This is a genomic window from Streptomyces longispororuber (genome assembly GCF_014656095.1).
Taxonomy (GTDB): Bacteria; Actinomycetota; Actinomycetes; order Streptomycetales; family Streptomycetaceae; genus Streptomyces; species Streptomyces longispororuber.
The window spans coordinates 1-20765 of record NZ_BNBT01000153.1; the positions used below are offsets into that span (position 1 = coordinate 1).

15 protein-coding genes and 1 pseudogene are annotated in these 20765 nt (G+C 74.7%); 11 read left to right on the forward strand and 5 right to left on the reverse strand.

Annotated elements, in window-relative coordinates; genetic code table 11:
- The 7 genes from IE330_RS31865 to IE330_RS31895 all read left to right on the forward strand — a co-directional run.
- On the forward strand, window positions 1-533 hold a 533-nt coding region (locus tag IE330_RS31865), incomplete at its 5' end, for a TIGR03084 family metal-binding protein (RefSeq protein ID WP_190139649.1).
- A 131-nt stretch (window positions 534-664) separates the two neighbouring features.
- A complete protein-coding gene (locus IE330_RS31870; RefSeq protein WP_190139661.1) occupies window positions 665-2350 on the forward strand; it encodes an acyclic terpene utilization AtuA family protein in 1686 nt (561 codons plus the stop codon).
- Window positions 2347-3945, forward strand: coding sequence for an acyl-CoA carboxylase subunit beta (locus IE330_RS31875; protein WP_190139650.1), 1599 nt, complete (start codon window positions 2347-2349; stop codon window positions 3943-3945). Before IE330_RS31870 ends, IE330_RS31875 begins: the two co-directional genes overlap by 4 nt.
- Window positions 3946-3981: 36 nt before the next feature.
- Complete coding sequence (locus IE330_RS31880; RefSeq protein ID WP_190139651.1) at window positions 3982-5940, forward strand: acetyl/propionyl/methylcrotonyl-CoA carboxylase subunit alpha; 1959 nt, start codon at window positions 3982-3984, stop codon at window positions 5938-5940.
- A complete protein-coding gene (locus IE330_RS31885) occupies window positions 5937-7112 on the forward strand; it encodes an acyl-CoA dehydrogenase family protein (RefSeq protein ID WP_190139652.1) in 1176 nt (391 codons plus the stop codon). Before IE330_RS31880 ends, IE330_RS31885 begins: the two co-directional genes overlap by 4 nt.
- 14 nt (window positions 7113-7126) lie before the next feature.
- Window positions 7127-7867, forward strand: coding sequence for an enoyl-CoA hydratase family protein (locus IE330_RS31890; protein WP_190139653.1), 741 nt, complete (start codon window positions 7127-7129; stop codon window positions 7865-7867).
- A complete protein-coding gene (locus IE330_RS31895) occupies window positions 7855-8460 on the forward strand; it encodes a TetR/AcrR family transcriptional regulator (RefSeq protein WP_190139654.1) in 606 nt (201 codons plus the stop codon). Before IE330_RS31890 ends, IE330_RS31895 begins: the two co-directional genes overlap by 13 nt.
- A 408-nt stretch (window positions 8461-8868) precedes the next feature.
- Here IE330_RS31895 and IE330_RS31900 read toward each other — a convergent pair whose 3' ends face one another.
- Window positions 8869-9969, reverse strand: coding sequence for a citrate synthase 2 (locus IE330_RS31900; protein ID WP_190139655.1), 1101 nt, complete (start codon window positions 9967-9969; stop codon window positions 8869-8871).
- Window positions 9970-10345: 376 nt separating this feature from the next.
- Here IE330_RS31900 and pdxH point away from each other — a divergent pair, with 376 nt between their 5' ends.
- On the forward strand, window positions 10346-11062 hold the full coding sequence (pdxH, locus tag IE330_RS31905; RefSeq protein ID WP_373314779.1) for a pyridoxamine 5'-phosphate oxidase: 717 nt from the start codon (window positions 10346-10348) through the stop codon (window positions 11060-11062).
- Between the two features lie 52 nt (window positions 11063-11114).
- On the opposite strand, the gene IE330_RS31910 is transcribed toward pdxH, so the two are convergent.
- Both IE330_RS31910 and IE330_RS31915 read right to left on the reverse strand, forming a co-directional pair.
- Window positions 11115-11981 (reverse strand): alpha/beta fold hydrolase, encoded by an 867-nt coding sequence (locus tag IE330_RS31910; RefSeq protein ID WP_190139656.1) that lies wholly within the window; start codon window positions 11979-11981, stop codon window positions 11115-11117.
- Window positions 11982-13037: 1056 nt separating this feature from the next.
- The gene (locus IE330_RS31915) at window positions 13038-13730 is read right to left on the reverse strand and encodes an iron-dependent transcriptional repressor DtxR (RefSeq protein ID WP_030361523.1); all 693 of its coding nucleotides are present in this window, start codon (window positions 13728-13730) and stop codon (window positions 13038-13040) included.
- A gap of 202 nt (window positions 13731-13932) precedes the next feature.
- Here IE330_RS31915 and IE330_RS31920 point away from each other — a divergent pair, with 202 nt between their 5' ends.
- Window positions 13933-14751 carry an SIS domain-containing protein gene (locus IE330_RS31920; RefSeq protein ID WP_190139657.1) on the forward strand — a complete coding sequence of 273 codons (819 nt, stop codon included), beginning with the start codon at window positions 13933-13935 and terminating at the stop codon, window positions 14749-14751.
- A gap of 1105 nt (window positions 14752-15856) precedes the next feature.
- Here the strand turns inward: IE330_RS31920 and IE330_RS31925 are convergent.
- Window positions 15857-17221 (reverse strand): PAS domain-containing protein, encoded by a 1365-nt coding sequence (locus tag IE330_RS31925; RefSeq protein ID WP_190139658.1) that lies wholly within the window; start codon window positions 17219-17221, stop codon window positions 15857-15859.
- Between the two features lie 653 nt (window positions 17222-17874).
- On the reverse strand, window positions 17875-18537 hold the full coding sequence (locus tag IE330_RS31930; RefSeq protein ID WP_373314776.1) for a bifunctional DNA primase/polymerase: 663 nt from the start codon (window positions 18535-18537) through the stop codon (window positions 17875-17877).
- 398 nt (window positions 18538-18935) lie between these two features.
- On the opposite strand from IE330_RS31930, the gene IE330_RS31935 reads away from it, so the two are divergent.
- Both IE330_RS31935 and IE330_RS31940 read left to right on the forward strand, forming a co-directional pair.
- Window positions 18936-20324, forward strand: coding sequence for an NsdA family TPR-like regulatory protein (locus IE330_RS31935; RefSeq protein WP_190139660.1), 1389 nt, complete (start codon window positions 18936-18938; stop codon window positions 20322-20324).
- Between the two features lie 195 nt (window positions 20325-20519).
- A pseudogene (locus IE330_RS31940) lies at window positions 20520-20765 on the forward strand (hypothetical protein); the annotation flags it as partial.

The window sequence follows — 20765 nt, forward strand, 5'->3', positions numbered from 1 at the left end:
CCGCGCTGCTGCCCGCCGCGCTGCCCGCCCGGCACCGGGCCGGGCGCGACGCGCTCCAGCGGGTGCTGCGGGCCGCGCCCGCCAAGGCGCGCTTCCCCTGGTACGGGCCGCCGATGTCGCCCGCGTCCGTCGCCACCGCGCGGCTCATGGAGACCTGGGCGCACGGCCAGGACGTCGCCGACACCCTGGGGGTCCGCCGTGCCCCGACCGCCCGGCTGCGGCACGTGGCCCGGATCGGCGTACGGGCGCGGGACTACGCCTACGCGGTGCGGGGGCTGAGCGCGCCGACAGAGGAGTTCCGCGTCGAACTGGTCGCGCCGGGCGGGGCGTTGTGGGCCTACGGGCCCGAGGACGCGGCCCAGCGCGTGACGGGGCCCGCGCTCGACTTCTGCCTCCTCGTCACGCAGCGCGCCCACCGCGCCGACCTGGCCGTACGCGCCGAGGGCCCGGACGCCGACCGGTGGCTGGACATCGCCCAGGCGTTCGCGGGGCCACCGGGGCCGGGGCGGGAGCCGGAGGGGGCGGGCCGGTGAGGGGCGGCCAAGCAGTCGGGGCAGGGAGAGACGGGCGGGCGGGTGGGAAAGAAGGATCCGCGACCCCCCACCGGCGGGCGGTCGGAGAACAGCCCCAGCCGAAGAAGACCCCACCGCGCCCGGCGGAGCCCCTGCGCATCGGCAACGCCTCCGGCTTCTACGGCGACCGCTTCGACGCCGTCCGCGAGATGCTCACCGGCGGCCCCCTCGACGTCCTCACCGGCGACTATCTGGCCGAACTGACCCTCCTCATCCTCGGCCGCGACCGCCTCAAGGACCCCGCGCGCGGCTACGCCAAGACCTTCCTGCGGCAGATGGAGGAGTGCCTGGGCGAGGCCCACGACCGGGGCGTGCGGATCGTCACCAACGCGGGCGGCCTCAACCCGGCCGGGCTCGCCGGCGCCCTGCGCGCCCTCGCCGGCAGCCTCGGCCTGCCCACGCGCGTGGCGCACGTGACGGGCGACGACCTGGGCGACCGCTTCCCCGGCGCGCTCACCGCCCACGCCTACCTCGGCGGCCACGGCATCACCGCCGCCCTGCGCGCCGGGGCCGACGTCGTCGTCACCGGGCGGGTCACCGACGCGGCCCTGGTCACCGGGCCCGCCGCCGCGCACTTCGGCTGGGCCCCGGACGCGTACGACGCGCTCGCGGGCGCCGTCGTCGCCGGGCACGTCCTGGAGTGCGGCACCCAGGCGACCGGTGGCAACTACGCCTTCTTCGCCGAGCACGACCCCGCCCGCCTGCTCCGCCCCGGCTTCCCGCTCGCCGAGGTCCACGCCGACGGCTCCTGCGTGATCACCAAGCACGACGGCACGGGCGGTCTCGTGGACGTCGGCACGGTCACCGCGCAGCTCCTGTACGAGACGGCGGGCGCGCGGTACGCCGGGCCGGACGTCACCGCCCGCCTCGACACCGTGCGGCTGCGGCAGGACGGGCCCGACCGCGTGCGCGTCGAGGGCGTCCGCGGGGAGCCGCCGCCCCCGGCGCTCAAGGTGGGCCTCACCCGGCTGGGCGGCCACCGCAACGAGGTCGTGTTCGTCCTCACCGGCCTCGACGTCGAGGCCAAGGCCGACCTGGTCCGCGCCCAGGTCGAGGACGCGTTCGGCCGCTCCGGGTCCCGCCCCGCCGAGGTGCGCTGGGAGCTGGCCCGCACCGACCACCGCGACGCGGCCACCGAGGAGACCGCGAGCGCGCTGCTGCGGCTCGTGGCGCGCGACCCGGACTCGGACGCGGTGGGCCGCGCCCTGAGCGGCGCGGCGGTGGAGCTCGCGCTCGGCAGCTACCCGGGCTTCCACGTCACGGCGCCGCCCGGAAAGGCCACACCGTACGGGGTGTTCGAGGCGGCGTACGTCGACGCGGACTCCGTACGACAGGTTGTCGTCCTGCCCGACGGGCGGCGCGTGGACGTGCCCGCGCCGGAGGAGACGCGGGAGCTGACGGAGGCCGAACCGCCGCCGCTGCCCCAGCCGTTGGACCACGGCGGGCCCACCCGGCGCGTCCCGCTGGGGTACGTGGCGGGCGCCCGCAGCGGCGACAAGGGCGGGGACGCCAACGTCGGGGTGTGGGTGCGTACGGACGAGGCCTGGCGGTGGCTGGCGCACCACCTGACCGTGGAGCGGTTCCAGGAGCTGCTCCCCGAGAGCCGCCCGCTGAAGGTCGTCCGGCACGTGCTGCCGCGCCTGCGCGCCCTCAACTTCACCGTCCACGGCCTCCTCGGCGACGGCGTCGCCTCCCGGGCCCGCTTCGACCCGCAGGCCAAGGGGCTCGCCGAATGGCTGCGGTCCCGCTCCACGGACATCCCGGAGGTGCTCCTATGACCGTGCTCGCGTCCGCGCTCGACACCGCGGGCCCCGAGTACGCCGCCCACCGCGCGGCCATGCTCGACAAGCTGGCCGAGCTGGAGGCCGAGCAGGCCAAGGCCCTCGACGGCGGCGGCGAGAAGTACGTGCGCCGGCACCGCGACCGCGGCAAGCTCCTCGCCCGCGAGCGCATCGAGCTGCTGCTCGACCCGGACACGCCGTTCCTGGAGCTGTCGCCGCTGGCCGCCTGGGGCAGCGACTACCCCGTGGGCGCGTCCATGGTGACCGGCATCGGCGTCGTCGAGGGCGTCGAGTGCCTGATCACCGCCAACGACCCCACCGTGCGCGGCGGCGCCAGCAACCCCTGGACGCTGAAGAAGGCCTTCCGCGCGCACGAGATCGGGTACGCCAACCGGCTGCCGTCGATCCACCTCGTGGAGTCCGGCGGCGCCGACCTGCCCTCGCAGAAGGAGATCTTCATCCCGGGCGGGGCGCTGTTCAAGCACCTCACGCAGTCCTCGGCCGCCGGGATACCGACCGTGGCCGTCGTCTTCGGCAACTCCACCGCGGGCGGCGCCTACGTCCCCGGCCTGTGCGACCACGTCATCATGGTCAAGGAGCGCGCGAAGGTGTTCCTCGGCGGGCCGCCCCTGGTGAAGATGGCCACCGGTGAGGAGAGCGACGACGAGTCCCTCGGCGGCGCCGAGATGCACGCCCGCACCTCCGGCCTCGCCGATCACCTCGCCGAGGACGAGCACGACGCGCTGCGCCGGGCCCGCCGCGTCGTCGCCCGCCTCAACTGGCGCAAGGCGTACGCCGATCCACCGCCCGCCGCGCCGCCGAAGTACGACGCCGAGGAACTCCTCGGGATCGTCCCGGGCGATCTGCGCACCCCCTTCGACCCGCGCGAGGTCGTCGCCCGGATCGTCGACGGCTCCGACTTCGACGAGTTCAAGCCGCTGTACGGGGCCTCACTGGTCACCGGCTGGGCCCACCTGCACGGCTATCCCATCGGCATCCTCGCCAACGCCCAAGGCGTGCTGTTCTCCGCCGAGTCGCAGAAGGCCGCCCAGTTCATCCAGCTCGCCAACCAGCGCGACATCCCCCTGCTCTTCCTGCACAACACCACCGGCTACATGGTCGGCAAGGAGTACGAGCAGGGCGGCATCATCAAGCACGGCGCCATGATGATCAACGCCGTGTCCAACTCGCGCGTCCCCCACCTGTCCGTCCTGATGGGCGCCTCCTACGGCGCCGGGCACTACGGCATGTGCGGCCGCGCCTACGACCCCCGCTTCCTCTTCGCCTGGCCCAGCGCCAAGTCCGCCGTCATGGGCCCCCAGCAGCTCGCGGGCGTCCTGTCGATCGTCGCCCGCCAGTCGGCCGCCGCGAAGGGCAAGCCGTACGACGACGAGGCCGACGCCGCGCTGCGCGCCATGGTGGAGCAGCAGATCGAGGCGGAGTCGCTGCCGATGTTCCTGTCGGGGCGGCTGTACGACGACGGGGTCATCGACCCGCGCGACACCCGCACCGTCCTCGGCATCTGCCTGTCCGCCCTGCACACCGCCCCCTACGAAGGCGCCCGCGGCGGCTTCGGCGTCTTCCGGATGTGAGGGGCGCGTCCCCGTGAGAGGTGAGAGGCGAGTCCCATGATTTCCAAGCTGCTCGTGGCCAACCGCGGCGAGATCGCCTGCCGCGTCTTCCGCACCAGCCGCCGCCTCGGCATCGCCACCGTCGCCGTGTACTCCGACGCCGACGCGGACGCCCTGCACGTCCGCGAGGCCGACGAGGCGGTACGGCTGCCCGGCGCGGCCCCGGCCGACACCTATCTGCGCGGCGACCTCGTCGTGGCCGCCGCGCGCGCGACCGGCGCCGACGCCGTCCACCCCGGCTACGGCTTCTTCTCCGAGAGCGCCGCCTTCGCGCGGGCCGTCGAGGACGCGGGCCTGGTGTGGATCGGGCCGCCCCCGGACGCGATCGCGGCGATGGCGTCCAAGACCCGCGCCAAGGCGCTGATGGGCCTCGCCCCGCTCGCCCCCGAGGACGTCACCGAGGCGGACCTGCCGGTCCTGGTGAAGGCGGCGGCCGGCGGCGGCGGGCGCGGCATGCGCGTCGTACGGGAACTGGGCACCCTGCCGCGCGAGTTGGCGGCCGCGCGGGCCGAGGCCGCGAGCGCCTTCGGGGACGGCGAGGTGTTCGTCGAGCCCTACGTGGAGGGCGGGCGCCACGTCGAGGTGCAGCTCCTCGCCGACGCGCACGGCACCGTGTGGCCGCTCGGCACCCGCGACTGCTCGCTCCAGCGCCGCCACCAGAAGGTCGTCGAGGAGGCCCCGGCGCCGGGCCTCGCCGAGGGCCTGGTGGAGCGGCTGTACGACCTCGCGACCGGCGTGGCCCGCACCGTCGGCTACCGGGGCGCGGGCACCGTCGAGTTCCTCGTCGCCGCCGACGGCACCCCGCACTTCCTGGAGATGAACACCCGCCTCCAGGTCGAGCACCCCGTGACCGAGGAGGTCTGCGGCGTCGACCTGGTGGCGCTCCAGCTCCGCGTCGCCGAAGGCCACGCCCTGGAGGGCCCGCGCCCGCCCCGGCCCACCGGGCACGCCGTGGAGGCCCGCCTGTACGCCGAGGACCCGGCGGCCGGCTGGGCCCCGCAGACCGGGACGCTGCACCGCCTGGCCGTGCCGGACGGCGTGCGCCTGGACACCGGGTACACGGACGGCGACACGGTCGGCGTGCACTACGACGCGATGCTCGCGAAGGTCGTCGCGTACGCCCCCACGCGCGCGGAGGCGATCCGCAAGCTGGCGGGCGCCCTGGAGCGGGCCACGGTGCACGGCCCGGTCACCAACCGCGCCCTGCTCGTCCGCTCCCTGCGCCACCCGGAGTTCACCGCCGGGCGCATGGACACCTCCTTCTACGACCGGCACCTCGCCGAGCTGACGGCCGCCGACACCACCCCCTGGACGCGGTACGCCCCGCTGGCCGCCGCCCTCGCCGACGCCTGCGGCCGCTCCCGCTTCGGCGGCTGGCGCAACCTGCGCTCGCAGCCGCAGGTCAAGCGCTACCGGGGCGCGGCCGACGGCGTCGAGCACGAGGTGCGGTACGCGGCCACCCGCGACGGCTTCCAGGTGGAGGGCGTCCGCGTGCTCGACGCCGCGCCCGACCGCGTGACGCTCGACGTGGACGGGGTGCGCCGCGTGTTCCCCGTCCGCCGCTACGCCGGCACCGACCACGTCCACGTCGGCCACCTGGCCCTCGTCCCCCTGCCCCTGCTCCCCGAGCCGACCGCCCGCCAGGAGCCCGGGTCCCTGCTCGCGCCTATGCCGGGCACCGTCCTGCGGGTCGCGGACGGGCTCGCGGAGGGCGCACCGGTCACCGCCGGGCAGCCGCTGATCTGGCTGGAGGCCATGAAGATGGAGCACCGCGTCACCGCCCCCGCCACCGGCACCCTCACCGCGCTGCACGCGCAACCGGGCCGCCAGGTCGAGGTGGGCACGCTGCTCGCCGTCGTACAGGAATCCCCCTCCACGGCCGACGCACCGGCCGCGCCCGAAGCCCCGTCCGCATCCCCAGCCCCATCCGCCTCGCGGGAGGAAGTCTCAGCATGACCAGTGTGAGCACCGTCCTGGAGACCGAGGAACACACCGCGCTGCGCGCCGCCGTCGCCGCGCTCGGCCGCCGCTACGGCCGCGACTACCTGACCCGCGTCGTCCGCGAGGGCACCCACCCCGACGCCCTGTGGGCGGACGCGGCGAAACTCGGCTACCTGGGCGTGAACCTGCCGGAGGAGTACGGCGGCGGGGGCGGCGGCATCGCGGAGCTCTCCCTGGTCCTGGAGGAGCTGGGCGCTGCGGGCTGCCCGCTGCTGATGATGGTGGTGTCCCCGGCGATCTGCGGCACGGTGATCGCCCGCTTCGGCACCGAGGAGCAGAAGCGGCGGTGGCTGCCGGGGCTCGCCGACGGCAGCCGCACCATGGCCTTCGGCATCACCGAGCCCGACGCGGGCTCCAACTCCCACCGCATCACCACCACGGCCCGCCGGGACCCGGCCACCGGCGACTGGCTCCTGACCGGCCGCAAGGTGTTCATCTCCGGCGTCGACATCGCCGACGCCACCCTGATCGTCGGCCGTACGGAGGACGCGCGCACGGGCAGGCTGAAACCGTGCCTGTTCATCGTGGACCGGGACGCGCCCGGGTTCACCCGGCGCCCCATCGAGATGGAACTCAAGGCGGCCGAGAAGCAGTTCGAGCTGGTCCTCGACGACGTGCGGCTGCCCGCGGACGCGCTCGTCGGCGACGAGGACGCGGGCCTGCTCCAGCTCTTCGCGGGCCTGAACCCGGAACGCATCATGACGGCCGCGTTCTCCCTCGGCATGGGCCGGTACGCCCTCGCGCGGGCCGTGGAGTACGCCAAGGAGCGCGCGGTGTGGAAGACCCCCATCGGTGCGCACCAGGCCATCGCGCACCCCCTCGCGCAGTGCCACGTCGACCTGGAGCTCGCGGGCCTGATGACCCGCAAGGCGGCCCGCCTGTACGACGCCGGGGACGACGTGGCGGCGGGCGAGGCCGCGAACATGGCCAAGCTGGCCGCGGCCGACGCCTGCGTGCGGGCCGTCGACCAGGCGGTGCACACCCTCGGCGGCAACGGCCTGACGGCGGAGTACGGCCTGGCCTCGCTGATCGTGGCCTCCCGGGTGGCGCGGATCGCCCCGGTGAGCCGCGAGATGATCCTCAACTACGTCTCGCACCAGACGCTGGGCCTGCCGAAGTCGTACTGAGAGAGGTGGGGACCATGGCGGTGGTGACCGCGTCGGAACCCGAGCGGGGCGTGGTGACGCTGACGCTCGACTCGCCCGCGAACCGCAACGCTCTGTCGGCCGCCCTGGTGGGCGAGCTGGCGGCGGCGCTGGCCCGCGCGGGCCGGGACGACGGCGTACGGGCCGTGGTCCTGACCCACACCGGGACGACGTTCTGCGCGGGCGCGGACCTGCGGCAGCCGCCCGACCCGGCGGCGTTCGTGGCGCTCCTCCGGCAGGTCGTGGAGGTGCCCAAACCGGTCGTGGCCCGGGTGCGCGGCCACGTACGGGCCGGTGGGCTCGGCCTCCTGGCCGCCTGCGACATCGCGGTCGCGGGCGCCCCGGACGCCACCTTCGCCCTGACCGAGGTGCGCATCGGCGTGGTCCCCGCGGTGATCTCGATGCCGCTCCTCGCGCGCCTCGACGCCCGCGCGGCGAGCCGCTACCACCTCACCGGGGAGCGCTTCGGCGCTGCGGAGGCGGCGCGGATCGGCCTCGTCACGGCGTACGGTGACGACGTCGACGCGGTGCTCGCGCCCGTCCTGGACGGGCTGCGCAAGGCCGCACCCTCGGCGCTCGCGGACACGAAGAAGCTCCTCACGGCTAAGGTGCTCACCGCATTCGACGAGGAGACGGACGCCGTCGTCGCCCTGTCCGCGCGCCGCTTCCGCTCGGCGGAGGCGCGCGAGGGCATGACGGCGTTCCTGGAACGACGGGAGCCCCCATGGGTGCTGTGACCGAGGCCGACCGCGCGCCCAAGCAGGACCGCAGCCGGGCCACGCGGCAGCGGCTGTTGGAGGCGGCGGTGGCGTGCCTGGCCGAGCGCGGCTGGTCCGGCTCGACGGTCACCGTCGTCGCCGAGCGGGCCGGGGTGTCGCGGGGCGCGGCCCAGCACCACTTCCCGACCCGCGAGGACCTGTTCACGGCGGCCGTGGAGTACGTGGCCGAACGGCGCTCGGCGGCGCTGCGGGGGCTCTTCCCCGAGGGCACCCGCGCCACCGACCGCGCCGCGGTCGTCGCCGCCCTCGTCGACCTCTACACCGGGTCGTTGTTCCGGGCGGCCCTGCACCTGTGGGTGGCGGCGTCCCACGAGCCCCAGCTCGGGCCGCGCGTCGCCGAGCTGGAGGCGCGCGTGGGCCGCGAGACGCACCGCATCGCGGTGGAGCTCCTGGCCGTGGACGAGTCCCGCCCCGGCACCCGCGAGACCGTCCAGGGCCTCCTCGACATGGCCCGAGGCCTGGGCCTCGCCAACCTCCTCACGGACGACGCCGCCCGCAGGACCCGCGTGGTCCGCCAATGGGCCCACGTCCTCACCGAGGCCCTGGGCTAGCACCCCCGCCCCCGCGTCCCGCCGCCGCCACCTGCGGGCGATCCACCGCTCCGCGGCGGATGTCCCCCCACCCACCCGCCCTTCCCTCGGCCTGGCGGCCTCGTCCTCAATCGCCGGACGGGCTGGATTGGTCCCGCGTCCCGCCGCCGTCATCTGCGGGTGTGATCGGCCTGGCGGCCTCGTCCTCAATCGCCGGACGGGCTGGAATTGTCCGCCGGGCGCCGTCGTCGGCTGACGGGCACCCGAGGACGGCGGGTCGAGGGCACTTTCAGCCCGTCCGGCGTTTGAGGACGAGGCGCGGAGCGCCGATGGCGGGGGAGAGGGGCGGAGCCCCAGAAGAGCGGCGGGGGGCCGGGGGCGGCAGCCTCCGGTTCGGGGAGGGGTGGGCCTGGGGCGCCCCGCGTGGGCTCAGCCCGAGATGCCCCCGTACCCGGAGATCTCCCGCGGGCCGCGGGCCGCAGGCCCGACATACCGCGCAGACGGCCGCACCAAGCGCCCCGTCCGCTTCTGCTCAAGAATGTGCGCCGACCACCCCGCCGTCCGCGCACACGTGAACATGGACGTGAACATGTGCGCCGGCACCTCGGCGAAGTCGAGCACGATCGCCGCCCAGAACTCCACGTTCGTGGCCAGCACCCGATCCGGCCGCCGCGCGTGCAACTCGTCCAGCGCGGCCTTCTCCAGCGCCTCCGCCACCTCGAAGCGAGGAGCGCCCAGCTCCCGCGCGGTCCGCCGCAGCACGCGGGCGCGCGGGTCCTCGGCCCGGTACACCCGGTGCCCGAAGCCCATGAGCCGCTCGCCCCGGTCCAGCGCCTGCTTCACGTACGCGACGGCGTCCCCGGTCCGCTCGATCTCCTCGATCATGCCGAGCACCCGGGAGGGTGCGCCCCCGTGCAGCGGCCCGGACATGGCCCCGACGGCCCCCGACAGCGCCGCCGCGACGTCCGCCCCGGTGGAGGCGATGACCCGGGCGGTGAACGTGGACGCGTTCATGCCGTGCTCCGCGGCGGACGTCCAGTACGCGTCGACAGCCTGCACATGGCGCGGGTCCGGCTCGCCGCGCCAGCGGCGCATGAACCGCTCGACGACCGTCTCCGCCTTGTCGATCTCCCGCTGCGGCACCATCGGCAGCCCCTGCCCGCGCGCGGACTGGGCGACGTACGACAGGGCCATCACGGCCGCCCGCGCGAGGTCGTCGCGGGCCTGGGCCTCGTCGATGTCCAGCAGCGGGCGCAGGCCCCACACGGGGGCGAGCATGGCGAGCGCGGACTGCACGTCGACGCGGATGTCACCGGAGTGCACGGGGATGGGGAAGGGCTCGGCGGGCGGCAGGCCCGGGTCGAAGGCGCCGTCGACGAGCAGCCCCCACACGTTGCCGAAGGAGACGCTGCCGACCAGGTCCTCGATGTCGACGCCCCGGTAGCGCAGGGCACCGCCTTCCTTGTCCGGTTCGGCGATCTCCGTCTCGAACGCGACGACTCCTTCAAGTCCGGGTACGAAGTCGGACATCAGGCGGCTCCTCATGATGTGTACGAGATCTGTACGACAGGTCTGTGCGGCAGATGCGTGCGACCGGTGGTCCGGTACTGCTCTGGGGTAACCCGGTGATGCCCCGCGCGGTCGGAGGTCACCCAACCGATACGGTTTCGGCACGATATCCCTTGGTGCCAGTCGAGGCGATGGACTGCGGCACTCAGTGCCACACATCACCTCTTGGTGGGGCCGCGCGCCCGCCGACTGCCGCTGTGCGCCCCGGTATTCGCCCGTCGTACGCCCGTCGTACGCCGGGCGTCAGCCGCTCGTTGCCCCCGCTGTCGGCCGCTCGTCGTCCCGGCGCCGGGGAGGGGATCCTCCCGGCCTCCGGCTGTCGTGCCCCGGCATTCGTATACGGCAAGATGACCGCGTGACCGAGTCCCGCGCCACCGCAACCGAGTCCGCCGCAGCCGTTGACCTGGCCGCCATGCGCGCGCAGTACCTCGTCGACGGGATGACCGAGACCGATGTCGCCGCCGACCCGTTCGAGCAGTTCGGACGCTGGTTCCAGCAGGCGGCGGCGCAGGCGGCGGACCCGGCCGGGGTGCTGGCCGAGCCGAATGCGATGGTCGTGTCCACGGCGGACGGGCAGGGGCGGCCCAGCTCCCGCACGGTGCTCCTGAAGGGCTTCGACCGGCACGGCTTCGTGTTCTTCACCAACTACGAGTCCCGCAAGGCGCGGGAGATCGCCGCCAACCCACACGTGTCACTGCTGTTCCCCTGGCATCCGATCGCGCGGCAGGTGATCGTGACCGGCACGGCGGAGCGGACCGGCCGCGACGAGACCGTCCGCTACTTCCGCAGCCGCCCGCACGGCTCGCAGCTCGGGGCGTGGGCCAGCGCGCAGTCCTCGGTGATCGCCTCGCGGGAGGAACTGGACGCGGCGTACGCGGAGTTGGCCGCGCGGTACCCGGAGGGGGAGCAGGTGCCCGCGCCGCCGCACTGGGGCGGCTTCCGGGTGGCGCCCGAGACGGTGGAGTTCTGGCAGGGCCGGTCCAACCGCCTCCACGACCGCCTGCGCTACACCCGCGAGGGCGCCTCCTGGACCCTGCACCGCCTGAGCCCCTGACCGCCGGGCACCGCGGAGCGCCGGGCGGGGCACGCGGGGCGGCGCGCGGTGGCTAGGGATCGGTGAGGACCGCGTCGAGGAAGGGCTCGATGGCCTCGCGCCAGCCCTCCGGCTGGTCGTAGTGCACGAGGTGGCCCGCGTCGGGCACCTCCGCGTACGCCCCGCGGGGCAGCACGCGCACCATCTCCTGGGCCTCCGCCCGCCCCAGCTCCCCGTCGATCCCCCGGACCACCAGCGCGGGGCACCGGACCTGGACCAGCTCCTCCCAGTGCGCGTCGTACACCCACGTCTCGCGGGACTTCAGCATCTGCGCGGGGTCGAAGACGGGCCGCCACCCGTCGGGGCCCTCGGTCATGACCTCGGCGAAATACGCCCCCCGGGAGGGGTTCGGCCGCTCCACCCAGGGGTCGTCCTCGCCGAACCACTTGCGCACGTCCGCGAGCGTCGCGAACGGCACCGGCCAGGACTTGAACCAGGACTCCCAGTCCCGCTGCGAGGCCGCGCCGAGCGCGGAGGCCCGCATGTCGCAGATGACCACGCCCCGGACGAGGTCGGGGCGGCGCGCGGCGAGCTGCCAGGCGGTGAGGGCGCCCATGGAGTGGCCGATGAGGACGGCGGGGGCGAGGCCGAGCTGCTCCAGGGCGGCCTCGGCGTCCTCGACGTACGCCTCGCGGGTGTAGGGGCCCTCGGGCGGCTTCTCGCTCTGGCCGTGGCCGCGCTGGTCGAGGGCGACCGCGCGGTGCCGCTCGGCAAGCCAGCGGGCGGCCGGCGCCCAGTGCGAGGCGCGGCCCATCAGCCCGTGCAGCAGCAGCACGCCGCCCGACGGCGACTCGGCCTCTCTGGCCTTGGGAGGGTCGGCGTACTCCCACGCCGCGAGGCTCACGCCGCCCGCGCCGGTCACGTCGATGCGCCGCACCATGGTCCCAGGCACCCCCCTTGGTCCGCTCGGGTACTCAGCTCACACCCGGCACGCTATCGAACCTCCATTCGAAAGCGGCCGTCTTGCCGCCAACACCCCTCGTTCGGGTGACCATGCTCAAGGATTGACCGCCGTCGCCGAGGGGAGATCTTCCTCGGGAGGCGGGCCGCTCGGGGAGACCGGTCCGAGGGGGACGACCCTGAGAGCTCGGGGCTCCGGGTCGGTACGGGGGAGGACAGGCCCCGGCGCCGCACGGCGCCGGGGCCCTCTGTTCCAGGGTCCCGCTCCGGCGGGACGACGTACGCGCCGGGAGCGCCCGGTGCCGCGCCCCGCGTATCCCTGCTCACCGCCCGGGCACATCGTTCCGTCCCCTCTCCGGCCGGGCCCTCCGGCCGCGCGGCCAGACCCGGTGGCGACCCGGCCACGTCCCGGCACGGACACGGTCAGGAGCCGTCAGGTCATATGCCTCTCGCGACAGCGTCGCACGCAAATCGTCGCGGCGCTGCGATTCCGCACACTGAATCTTGCCCCCCGGCGGATCTCGGACACGCCCCTCGGGGCCCGCCCCGGGCGCCTCCCGGCCGTCCTTCGCGAGCCGTGCGTGGGGGCGTGCGGGGGCCGGGCCGTGCGGTGTCGGTGGCCGGGCCGTGTCGGTGGCCGGGCTGTTCCGCGTCGGTGGGCTGTGCTGGGTGGGTGGCCGGATGGCGTGGTACGGCGCGCGCCGGGGGTGCTGGGGTGTGCCGGGGCGTGCGGCGGTGGGGGTGGCGGTCCACGTCGCGGCGTGGCCGGGGTCGGGGTGCGGCGGGAGCGGGCCGGGGCCGGGCTCGTACGGGAGCGGGGCCGGGGGCCGGGGCTGCGCCGTGGTGTGGGTGTGGGTGTGGGCGCGGATGTGGGCGCGCTTGGGTGCGGGGTGTCCGGGGCGCGGCAGGTCCGTGCCGCGCCGGACGTCGACCCGCTGCGGCAGGGGCGGGCCCGTGCCGGGGTGGGCGTCGGGCCCGTGCCGCGGTGGGCGCCGGGCCCGTGCTCAGGCGGGCCGCGGCGCCGTGCGGTGGGAACTCAGCGCTTGGCGACGAACACGTGCGAGGCGACGTCCGCTGCCAGCTCGGCGGCCTCGCCGCTGCTGCCGACGAGCACGCCGCCCGCCGACTCCGTCACGCTCACCACGGAACCGGGCTGCACGCCGGCGCGCCGCAGCGTGTACATGAGCTGCGCGTCCGTCTGGATGGGCTCGCCGATGCGGCGCACCACCACGGTCTTGCCGTCCGTGCCCGGGTCCAGGTCGATGAGGGAGACCATGCCCTCGTCCAGGAACGGGTCGGCGCCGTCCTTCTCGCCGAGCTCCTCGAGGCCCGGGATCGGGTTGCCGTACGGGGACTCGGTGGGGTGGCGCAGGAGCTCCAGGACGCGGCGCTCCACGGCCTCGCTCATCACGTGCTCCCAGCGGCAGGCCTCCGCGTGCACCTGCTCCCACTCCAGGCCGATCACGTCGACCAGCAGGCACTCGGCGAGACGGTGCTTGCGCATCACGCGCGTGGCCAGGCGGCGGCCCTCCTCGGTCAGCTCCAGGTGCCGGTCGCTGGCGACGGCGACCAGGCCGTCGCGCTCCATCCGCGCCACCGTCTGGCTCACCGTCGGGCCGCTCTGGTCGAGCCGCTCGGCGATCCTGGCGCGCATGGGGACGACACCCTCCTCCTCCAGCTCGAGGATGGTGCGCAAATACATCTCAGTGGTGTCAATCAGCCCCGACATGGGTGCCCCTCAGAATTCGCTCGTGCGCTGGCCCTGCTCCCAATTCTGACGCATACCACTGACAACCGGGTCGCGCCGCCGGAAGCGGCCTCCGTGGGCCGTATTGACAGGGTGCTGGTTCAGACCGCACGGTGATCCGCGACACGACGGGACCGCGGCGGGACCGGACGGGACCGGGGCCGGACAAAGGGGTGCTTCGCGGATGACCAACGGCTTGGTGGACGGCGGGGGCGCGGCCGGGACCGGACGGGCCGAGGGGGCCGGGGGCGCCGGGATCGCCGGGCGGTACCTGGACGCCGCGATCGGTCTCCTGACGCGGGTACGCGACGAGGAGTCCGGGGCGATCGCCGCCGCCGGGGAGCTGATGGCCGAGACCGTCGCCGCCGAGGGGCGGCTCTTCGCCTTCGGCGCCGGCCACTCCTCGCTCGCCGCGCAGGACGTCGTCTACCGCGCGGGCGGTCTCGCCCTGATGAACCTGCTCTCCGTACCGGGCGTCGTCGGCGTGGACGTCATGCCCGCGACGCTCGGCTCCGCCCTGGAGCGGGTCGACGGCCTCGCGGCGGCCGTCCTGGACTCCAGCCCGGTCCGGCCCGGCGACGTCCTCGTGATCGTCTCCCTCTCCGGGCGGAACGCGCTGCCCGTGGAGATGGCCCTGAACGCCCGCGCGCTCGGTCTGAAGGTCATCGGCGTGACCTCCGTGGCGTACGCGGCCGAGACGAAGTCGCGGCACGTGTCCGGCACCTTCCTCAAGGACCACTGCGACGTCGTGCTCGACTCGAAGATCGCCGTCGGCGACGCGGAGCTCACCCTCGACTCCGTCGAGGCGCCCTTCGGACCTGCCTCCACGGTGGTCGTCAGCGCGCTGATGCAGGCCACGATGGCCGCGGCGGCGGCCGGGCTCGCCGCGCGGGGGATCCAGCCGCCGCTGCTGCGGTCCGGGAACGTGGACGGGGGGCACGACTGGAACGGGCGGGTGTTCCGGGAGTACGGGGGGCGGATCTTCTACCGCCACCAGCCCTAGGCTCGGGGCGCCGCTGCTGGGCCCCTGCCCTGCCCCGGCTGCGTTGGCCCGGCCCCGACGGGAGGCCTTCCCGCCGCTACCGCGGCGGTGTTTCCCGCCCGCCCGCCCGTGCCACCTCGGCTTTGGCGGGCTGGCCCCGGCGCGGAGCGCTGCGGCTGGTTTGCTGGCTTCCCGCCGCCCACCCGTGCCACCTCGGCTTTGCCAGTCTGGGCCTGGCGTGGGGCGCTGCGGCTGGTTTGCTGGTTTTCCGCCGCTAGCGCGGCGGTGTTTCCCGCCCGCCCGCCCGTGCCACCTCGGCTTTGGCGGCCTGGCCCCGGCGCGGAGCGCTGCGGCTGGGATGTTGCCTCCGCGCCCCTTCGTGTGACCTTGGCTTCGTTGTCTCCGGTCCTGGTGCGGGGCGGTGCGGCCGGGATGCTGACTCCACGTCCGGCTGTGTGACCTTGGCTGTGTCGGCGCCTTGGCGCGGGGCGTTGCGGGTGGTTTTGGCTTTCCGGCTGCCCACCTGTGCCACTTCGGCTTTGCCGTTCCGGCTCCGGCGCGGAGCGCCGTGGCTGTGGCTGAGGCGCCGACCTCTCGCCCGTGCCGCCTCGGCTTCGCTGGTCCGGTTTCCGGCGCGCGGCGCTATGGCTGGATCGACGGTGCTTCGCCCGCCCATGGCCCATTCCGCCTTGGCTTCAAGGGATCGGCCCCGCCCTGGTGGCGCGGTGGTCTTCTCCTGCCCGGTGCTAGGGATTCCGCTTGGTGTGTGGGCGGCGGGCAGGGCCTCGGGTTGATCGCCTCTTGTACCCGCGTTCCGCTCCGCGTAGTTGGCCTTTCGCGGAGCCTCCGTTGACTGCCGAGTCCTGCCTCGGTCGGCCTGCTCGGGCTCGATGCGGCGGGCTCGTGCTCATGTCCCTGTCCCTGTCCCCGTGTCAGGTGGGGGCGGGTGGGTGGGAGCGGGGCCGCGGGTGCGTGGTGCCCGGCAGGTGGGTGCGGCGTGCCCCGGCGCGGGTGGTGGGTCCGCGCGCCCCGGCGTGGCCGATGGGCAGACGCCTCCCGCGCCCCGGGCGCCCCGGCCCCCGCGTGGAGCCCGCAGCCCGGCAAGGCGGGTGGGTGGGACGGAGGCTCAAGGGCGTGGCGTCGTCAGGTCCAGGGAGGCTGCGATCCGCGCGGCCACGCTCTCCGCGTACACCGCGTCCGCCCGGTCGAACGCCGAGCGCGCCGCCCCCCGCAGGAACGTCACCACGCCCAGCGTCCGCCCCCTGGAGCGCAGCACCGCGCACAGGGCGTGCACGGAGGACTCCGGCCACTGGCGCGCCACCGCCCAGTCCCGCGCCCGCTCGGGGGACGCGAGGCCCGCGCCGGCGCGGACGGACCCGGCGCGCTCCACGCACTGCGGCGCCGGATGCCCCTCCGGGTAGCGCACCGGCAGCCCCGCTTTGTCCCCGGACAGGCTCGGACCCGGCGCTCCCGCGGGCGACGCCGCCACCCGCACCAGCCGTACCGCCGGCTCGTCGGCGGCCAGCAGGTCGACCAGGGCGTGGTCGGCGAACCCGGCGAGCGCGAAGTCGAGCTGGACGGTGACGGCCTCCATCGGGTCCTCGCACTCGGCGGCGGCCCGCGCCGACCGGTGGAGCTGCTGCGAGCGGAACCGGAGCTGCGCCGCCTCCTGCTCGCTCTGCCTGGCCTCCGTGACGTCCATGAAGAGCCAGCCGACGCCGAGCGGCACCGGCTCCTCCGCGAGCGGCGAACCCAGCCGCAGGAAGCCGCTGCGCCAGCACCGCCGCTCCGCCTGCCCGTCCTCACCCCGTACCGACACCCACATCTCGGCGGGCGCGGGCGGCGCCCCCTCGGCGAGCACGTGCGTGAGGGCGCTCTCCAGCTCCTCCACGCCCTGCACCAGCACCTCCCCGAGCGGCCGCCCGAGCAGGGCCGAGCGACCGGCCCCGAGCAGCCGCGCGGCGTGCTCGTTCACCACGGCGGGCCTCAAGTCGGCGTCCACGAGCACCACGCCCCAGGAGGCGTCCTCGAACAGCGCCTCGCTCAACGCGATGGACCGCTCAAGGTCGATCTGGGCGTGCACCTCGGAGAAGGCGCAGTACACCCCGGAGGGCTTGCCGTCGCCGCCGCGCACGGCCGCGGACTGCGTACGGACGAGGACGCGGCCGCCGTCCTTGGTGACGAGCGCGAACTCGTGCACCTGCCGCCCGGGGGCGTGCATGGCGGCCAGCAGGCGCTCCTCGACCTCCTCCGCGTCGGCGGGCCGCACGGCCCACCCGGCGAAGCCGCGCCGACCCACGGCCTCCGCGGCCGACCAGCCGAGGATGCGCTCGGCCTCGCGGTTCCAGTGCGTCACGACCCCGTCGGCGTCGAAGGCGCACAGCGCGGCGTCCATCCCGTCCAGGAGCGCCGCCAGCAGTTCGGCGCCGTCGGGCCCGGGCTCTTCGGGACCCAGTTCACCGGTCGTACCGCTCTGTCGGGAAGCACTCACCCGGAACCCCCTGCAGGCCGTGTCCTCTTCCTCATGAGCTGCTTGTACTGCATGAGCTGCGCGTACCGCACCTCAGATCATTCAACTCGAACGTGACGCGCGCCACAGCGAGTTCCCGGAAGTCGCGGCAAATCGTTGTGCGCCCCGGCACACGGAAAAACAGTTGAACGCCCCGAGCGGGCTTCCTAGGGTGAGTGTCACTTCGGAGAGGAGGTGGTTCGGCAGATGTATGGAAACCGGACGGAAGAGGTGGCTGCGGGCTAGCGGCCCGCCACCACATTCAGTGCGGTGCCGGACCAGCGCGTGAGACAGGCGCGCAGCCGGCCGGAATTCACAGCAGTCACCCGACCCGCGAGCCGCCGGTACGTCCGGCCGGCTCCCCCGGCCCAGCCGGGGGACCAGGCTCGCGGGTTGCTGCGTTTCCCGGGCGTGCCGGGCGTTTCCCCGGGGTGGCGTCCGCGTGCCCCACGCTCGTCGCCACCTGTGCCACTGTCCACGTCAGTGCCTGTGCCCGTGCCCGTGTGCCCGCGTCTGTGCCCGTGTCCGCGTCTGTGCCCGTGCCCGTGCCCGTGTCCGCATCTGTGCCCGTGCCCGTGCCTACGGGTACGGCTTTACGTTGGCCGCCGGGCGGTCGGCTGCCCGCGTCCGCGCGGCTAGCGGCGGCGGGCCTCCCGGCCGCAGGAGTACGCCAGCGGGGAGATGATCTCCTCCGCGTCGGGGAGCCAGCGGTTGGCGGCCGTGGGGCGGCAGGCCCACTGCACGGCCCCGGAGGCGCCGAAACGCGTGGGCGGCGCGGCCACGTACGCCCCCTCACCGAGGGTGACGAGGTCGAGGGTGGCGGGCGGCCAGCCGAGCTTGCGGACGAGGTCGGGGACCTTCGCCGCGGCGCCGGGCAGGACGAAGAACTGCATGCGCCGGTCGGGCGTGCAGGTGACCGGGCCGAGCGTCAGCTCCATCCGCTCCATGCGCGCGAGGGCGAGGAAGCCGGCGGTCTCGGGGACGTCGATCGCGTCGAACGTACGGCCCGTGGGCAGCAGGATGGAGGCGTTCGGCTGCTTCGCCCACAGCCGCCGGGCGACGGTCGCGCTGCCGGTGGCCTGCGTGGGCCAGTCGTCGCGCACCGGGTGCGCGCCGGGCGCGGGGCACGCGGCGTTCTCGCACGAGCAGCGCCAGGTGCCGTCGACGGACTCCAGCCAGGCGCCGGGGAAGACGTCCCAGTGCCGTTCCTCCGCGTACCGTACGGCCGAATCCTGCAGGGCCTCGCCGCGCTGCTTCGGGATCTGCGCGGCTGACGTGACTCCGATGGTCTCTTCCACGCATGGCACAACTCCGCCCGCCAGGTCCGGTTACGGCCCGTCATGTGCGCGGGGGAGGAGCATCGTTCCCGCCACGGGGCGCATGGGTGCACGACCGGGGGCGCGCACGGGCAAAGGGGTCCCGGCGCGGGTAACCACGTCAGGGGCAGTCGGAGTTCATCCCAGTTCACCCGGCTCGCTGACATGTGCGTGCTGTGCCATGTTGCGATGTGTTGCGATGCGTTGTGGCAATGACTGGTGCGTTTGTGGGTGTTTGTGGTGCATCTTCCGGTTGTTTCCCGGGCATTGATCATCTGGGCGGCACCGGCGAACCAGCCCGGACCGTTCCTCGTTCGTCGCCTGACTCGAAATCCGACCCGAAGTACCAGATGGTCCACGGTGCACACAGGGGGTACGCCATGGCCGCAAGGCCACTCGTCGCGCGGCAGCCCAACGAACGGCTGCAAGCACTCATTCAGGAAGCCGGCTGCTCGAACGCCGGTCTGGCCCGCCGCGTCAACATGTGCGGGGCGGAGCACGGTCTCGATCTCCGATACGACAAGACGTCGGTGGCTCGCTGGCTGCGCGGCCAGCAGCCGCGCGGCCGCGCCCCCGGCATCATCGCCGAGGCGCTCGGCCGCAAGCTGGGGCGCACGGTCACGATCGACGAGATCGGCATGGCGAACGGCAAGAACCTCGCCTCCGGCGTGGGCCTTCAGTTCTCCCCCACCGTTCTCGGCGCGATCGAGCAGGTCTGCGAGCTGTGGCGCAGCGACGTGGGCCGCAGGGACTTCCTGTCCGGCTCGTCCGTCGCGGCCTCCGCGCTCGTCGAGCCGAGCCGCGACTGGCTGATCTCCTCGCCGGACCCGCAGGTCGGCCGGACGGCCGGGCCGCGCGTCGGCCTGTCGGACGTCGCGGCGGTCAAGGCGATGACGGAGGCCCTGACGCAACTGGACCACCAGTACGGCAGCGGACACGTGCGACCGGTCGTCGTGCACTACCTCAACTCCGTGGTCTCCGGGCTGCTCGCGGGCTCGTACCGGGAGGCCGTGGGGCGCGAACTGTTCGCTGCCGTCTCGCGGTTGACGGAGCTCGCCGGGTACATGGCGGTGGACACCGGCCAGCCCGGCCTCGCCCAGCGGTACTACATCCAGGCGCTGCGCCTGGCACAGGCGGCGGGCGACCGCGGCTACGGCGGCTACGTCCTCGCGGCGTCCATGAGCCACCTCGCCGCCCAGCTCGGCAACCCCCGCGAGATCGCGCAGCTCGCGCGGGCGGCGCAGGAGGGGGCGCGCGGGCGGGTCACCCCGCGCGTGGAGTCCATGTTCTACGCCGCCGAGGCGCGCGGGCACGCGCTGCTCGGGGACGCCCGGTCGACGCAGGCCGTGACGGGCCGCGCGGTCGAGGCGATGGAGCGGGCCGTCGGCGAGGAGCGGTCGGGCGACGACCCGGCCTGGATCCGCCACTTCGACCAGGCCTACCTGGCCGACGAACTGGCCCACTGCCACCGCGACCTGGGCCAGGCCGACGCGGCGGCGCGGCGCGCGGAGGAGGCCCTGGCCGGGCACCCGGAGACCCGGGCGCGGCGGCGCGCGATCGGCCTGGTGCTGCTCGCCACGGCGCAGGTGCAGCGGCGCGAGGTGGAGCAGGCCTGCCACACCGGCCTGAAGGCCGTGGAGCTGCTCGGCACGCTGCGGTCCAACCGCGGCGCGGAGTACCTGGACGACTTCCAGCAGCGCCTGGAACCGTACCGGGAGGAGCCGGTGGTACGGGAGTTCGGCGCGCGCGTCGAGCTGCAGGCCGCCTGAGGGGAGCGGGAGGCGCACGCGTCGGGTGCCCCCTGAGGGACCCCTGTAACAGCGTCTCCCGCACAACTTCCGTTACTTCTGTGGCGTCTGTGACATGGGCGTCATGTGTGGGCTCTGAGCTGCGTGGCCGACGGCCACGGGGACCCGGTAGCGTGACCCGACGTTCCGAAGGTTCCCCCATTAGTAGGAGTCCCGGTGACGCAGCAGAGCGGTCAGGGCGCCGCGTCCTCCGACCCGCGGCAGCCCGCGGAGCGGCACGCCCACGAGGGCATCGTGCTGCCCGCGGACGGCGGCGAGCCCCTGATGCCCGGCGGCCACCAGGCGGCCCCGCCGGTCGGCAGCCCCTGGGGCGAGCCCTGGGGCCCGGCGGCCCCGCAGTCGCAGGACCCGGGCGGGAGCTGGGGCGGCGCGCACCACCCGGCGCAGGACACCGGCGCGGGC

What these genes read in the sequence shown, in the direction of transcription:
- IE330_RS31875 (WP_190139650.1), top strand. Translation starts at nt 2,347, where the DNA reads ATGACCGTGCTCGCGTCCGCGCTCGACACCGCGGGCCCCGAGTACGCC.
- IE330_RS31880 (WP_190139651.1), top strand. Translation starts at nt 3,982, where the DNA reads ATGATTTCCAAGCTGCTCGTGGCCAACCGCGGCGAGATCGCCTGCCGC.
- IE330_RS31885 (WP_190139652.1), top strand. Translation starts at nt 5,937, where the DNA reads ATGACCAGTGTGAGCACCGTCCTGGAGACCGAGGAACACACCGCGCTG.
- IE330_RS31890 (WP_190139653.1), top strand. Translation starts at nt 7,127, where the DNA reads ATGGCGGTGGTGACCGCGTCGGAACCCGAGCGGGGCGTGGTGACGCTG.
- IE330_RS31895 (WP_190139654.1), top strand. Translation starts at nt 7,855, where the DNA reads ATGGGTGCTGTGACCGAGGCCGACCGCGCGCCCAAGCAGGACCGCAGC.
- IE330_RS31900 (WP_190139655.1), bottom strand. Translation starts at nt 9,969, where the DNA reads ATGTCCGACTTCGTACCCGGACTTGAAGGAGTCGTCGCGTTCGAGACG.
- IE330_RS31910 (WP_190139656.1), bottom strand. Translation starts at nt 11,981, where the DNA reads ATGGTGCGGCGCATCGACGTGACCGGCGCGGGCGGCGTGAGCCTCGCG.
- IE330_RS31915 (WP_030361523.1), bottom strand. Translation starts at nt 13,730, where the DNA reads ATGTCGGGGCTGATTGACACCACTGAGATGTATTTGCGCACCATCCTC.
- IE330_RS31920 (WP_190139657.1), top strand. Translation starts at nt 13,933, where the DNA reads ATGACCAACGGCTTGGTGGACGGCGGGGGCGCGGCCGGGACCGGACGG.
- IE330_RS31935 (WP_190139660.1), top strand. Translation starts at nt 18,936, where the DNA reads ATGGCCGCAAGGCCACTCGTCGCGCGGCAGCCCAACGAACGGCTGCAA.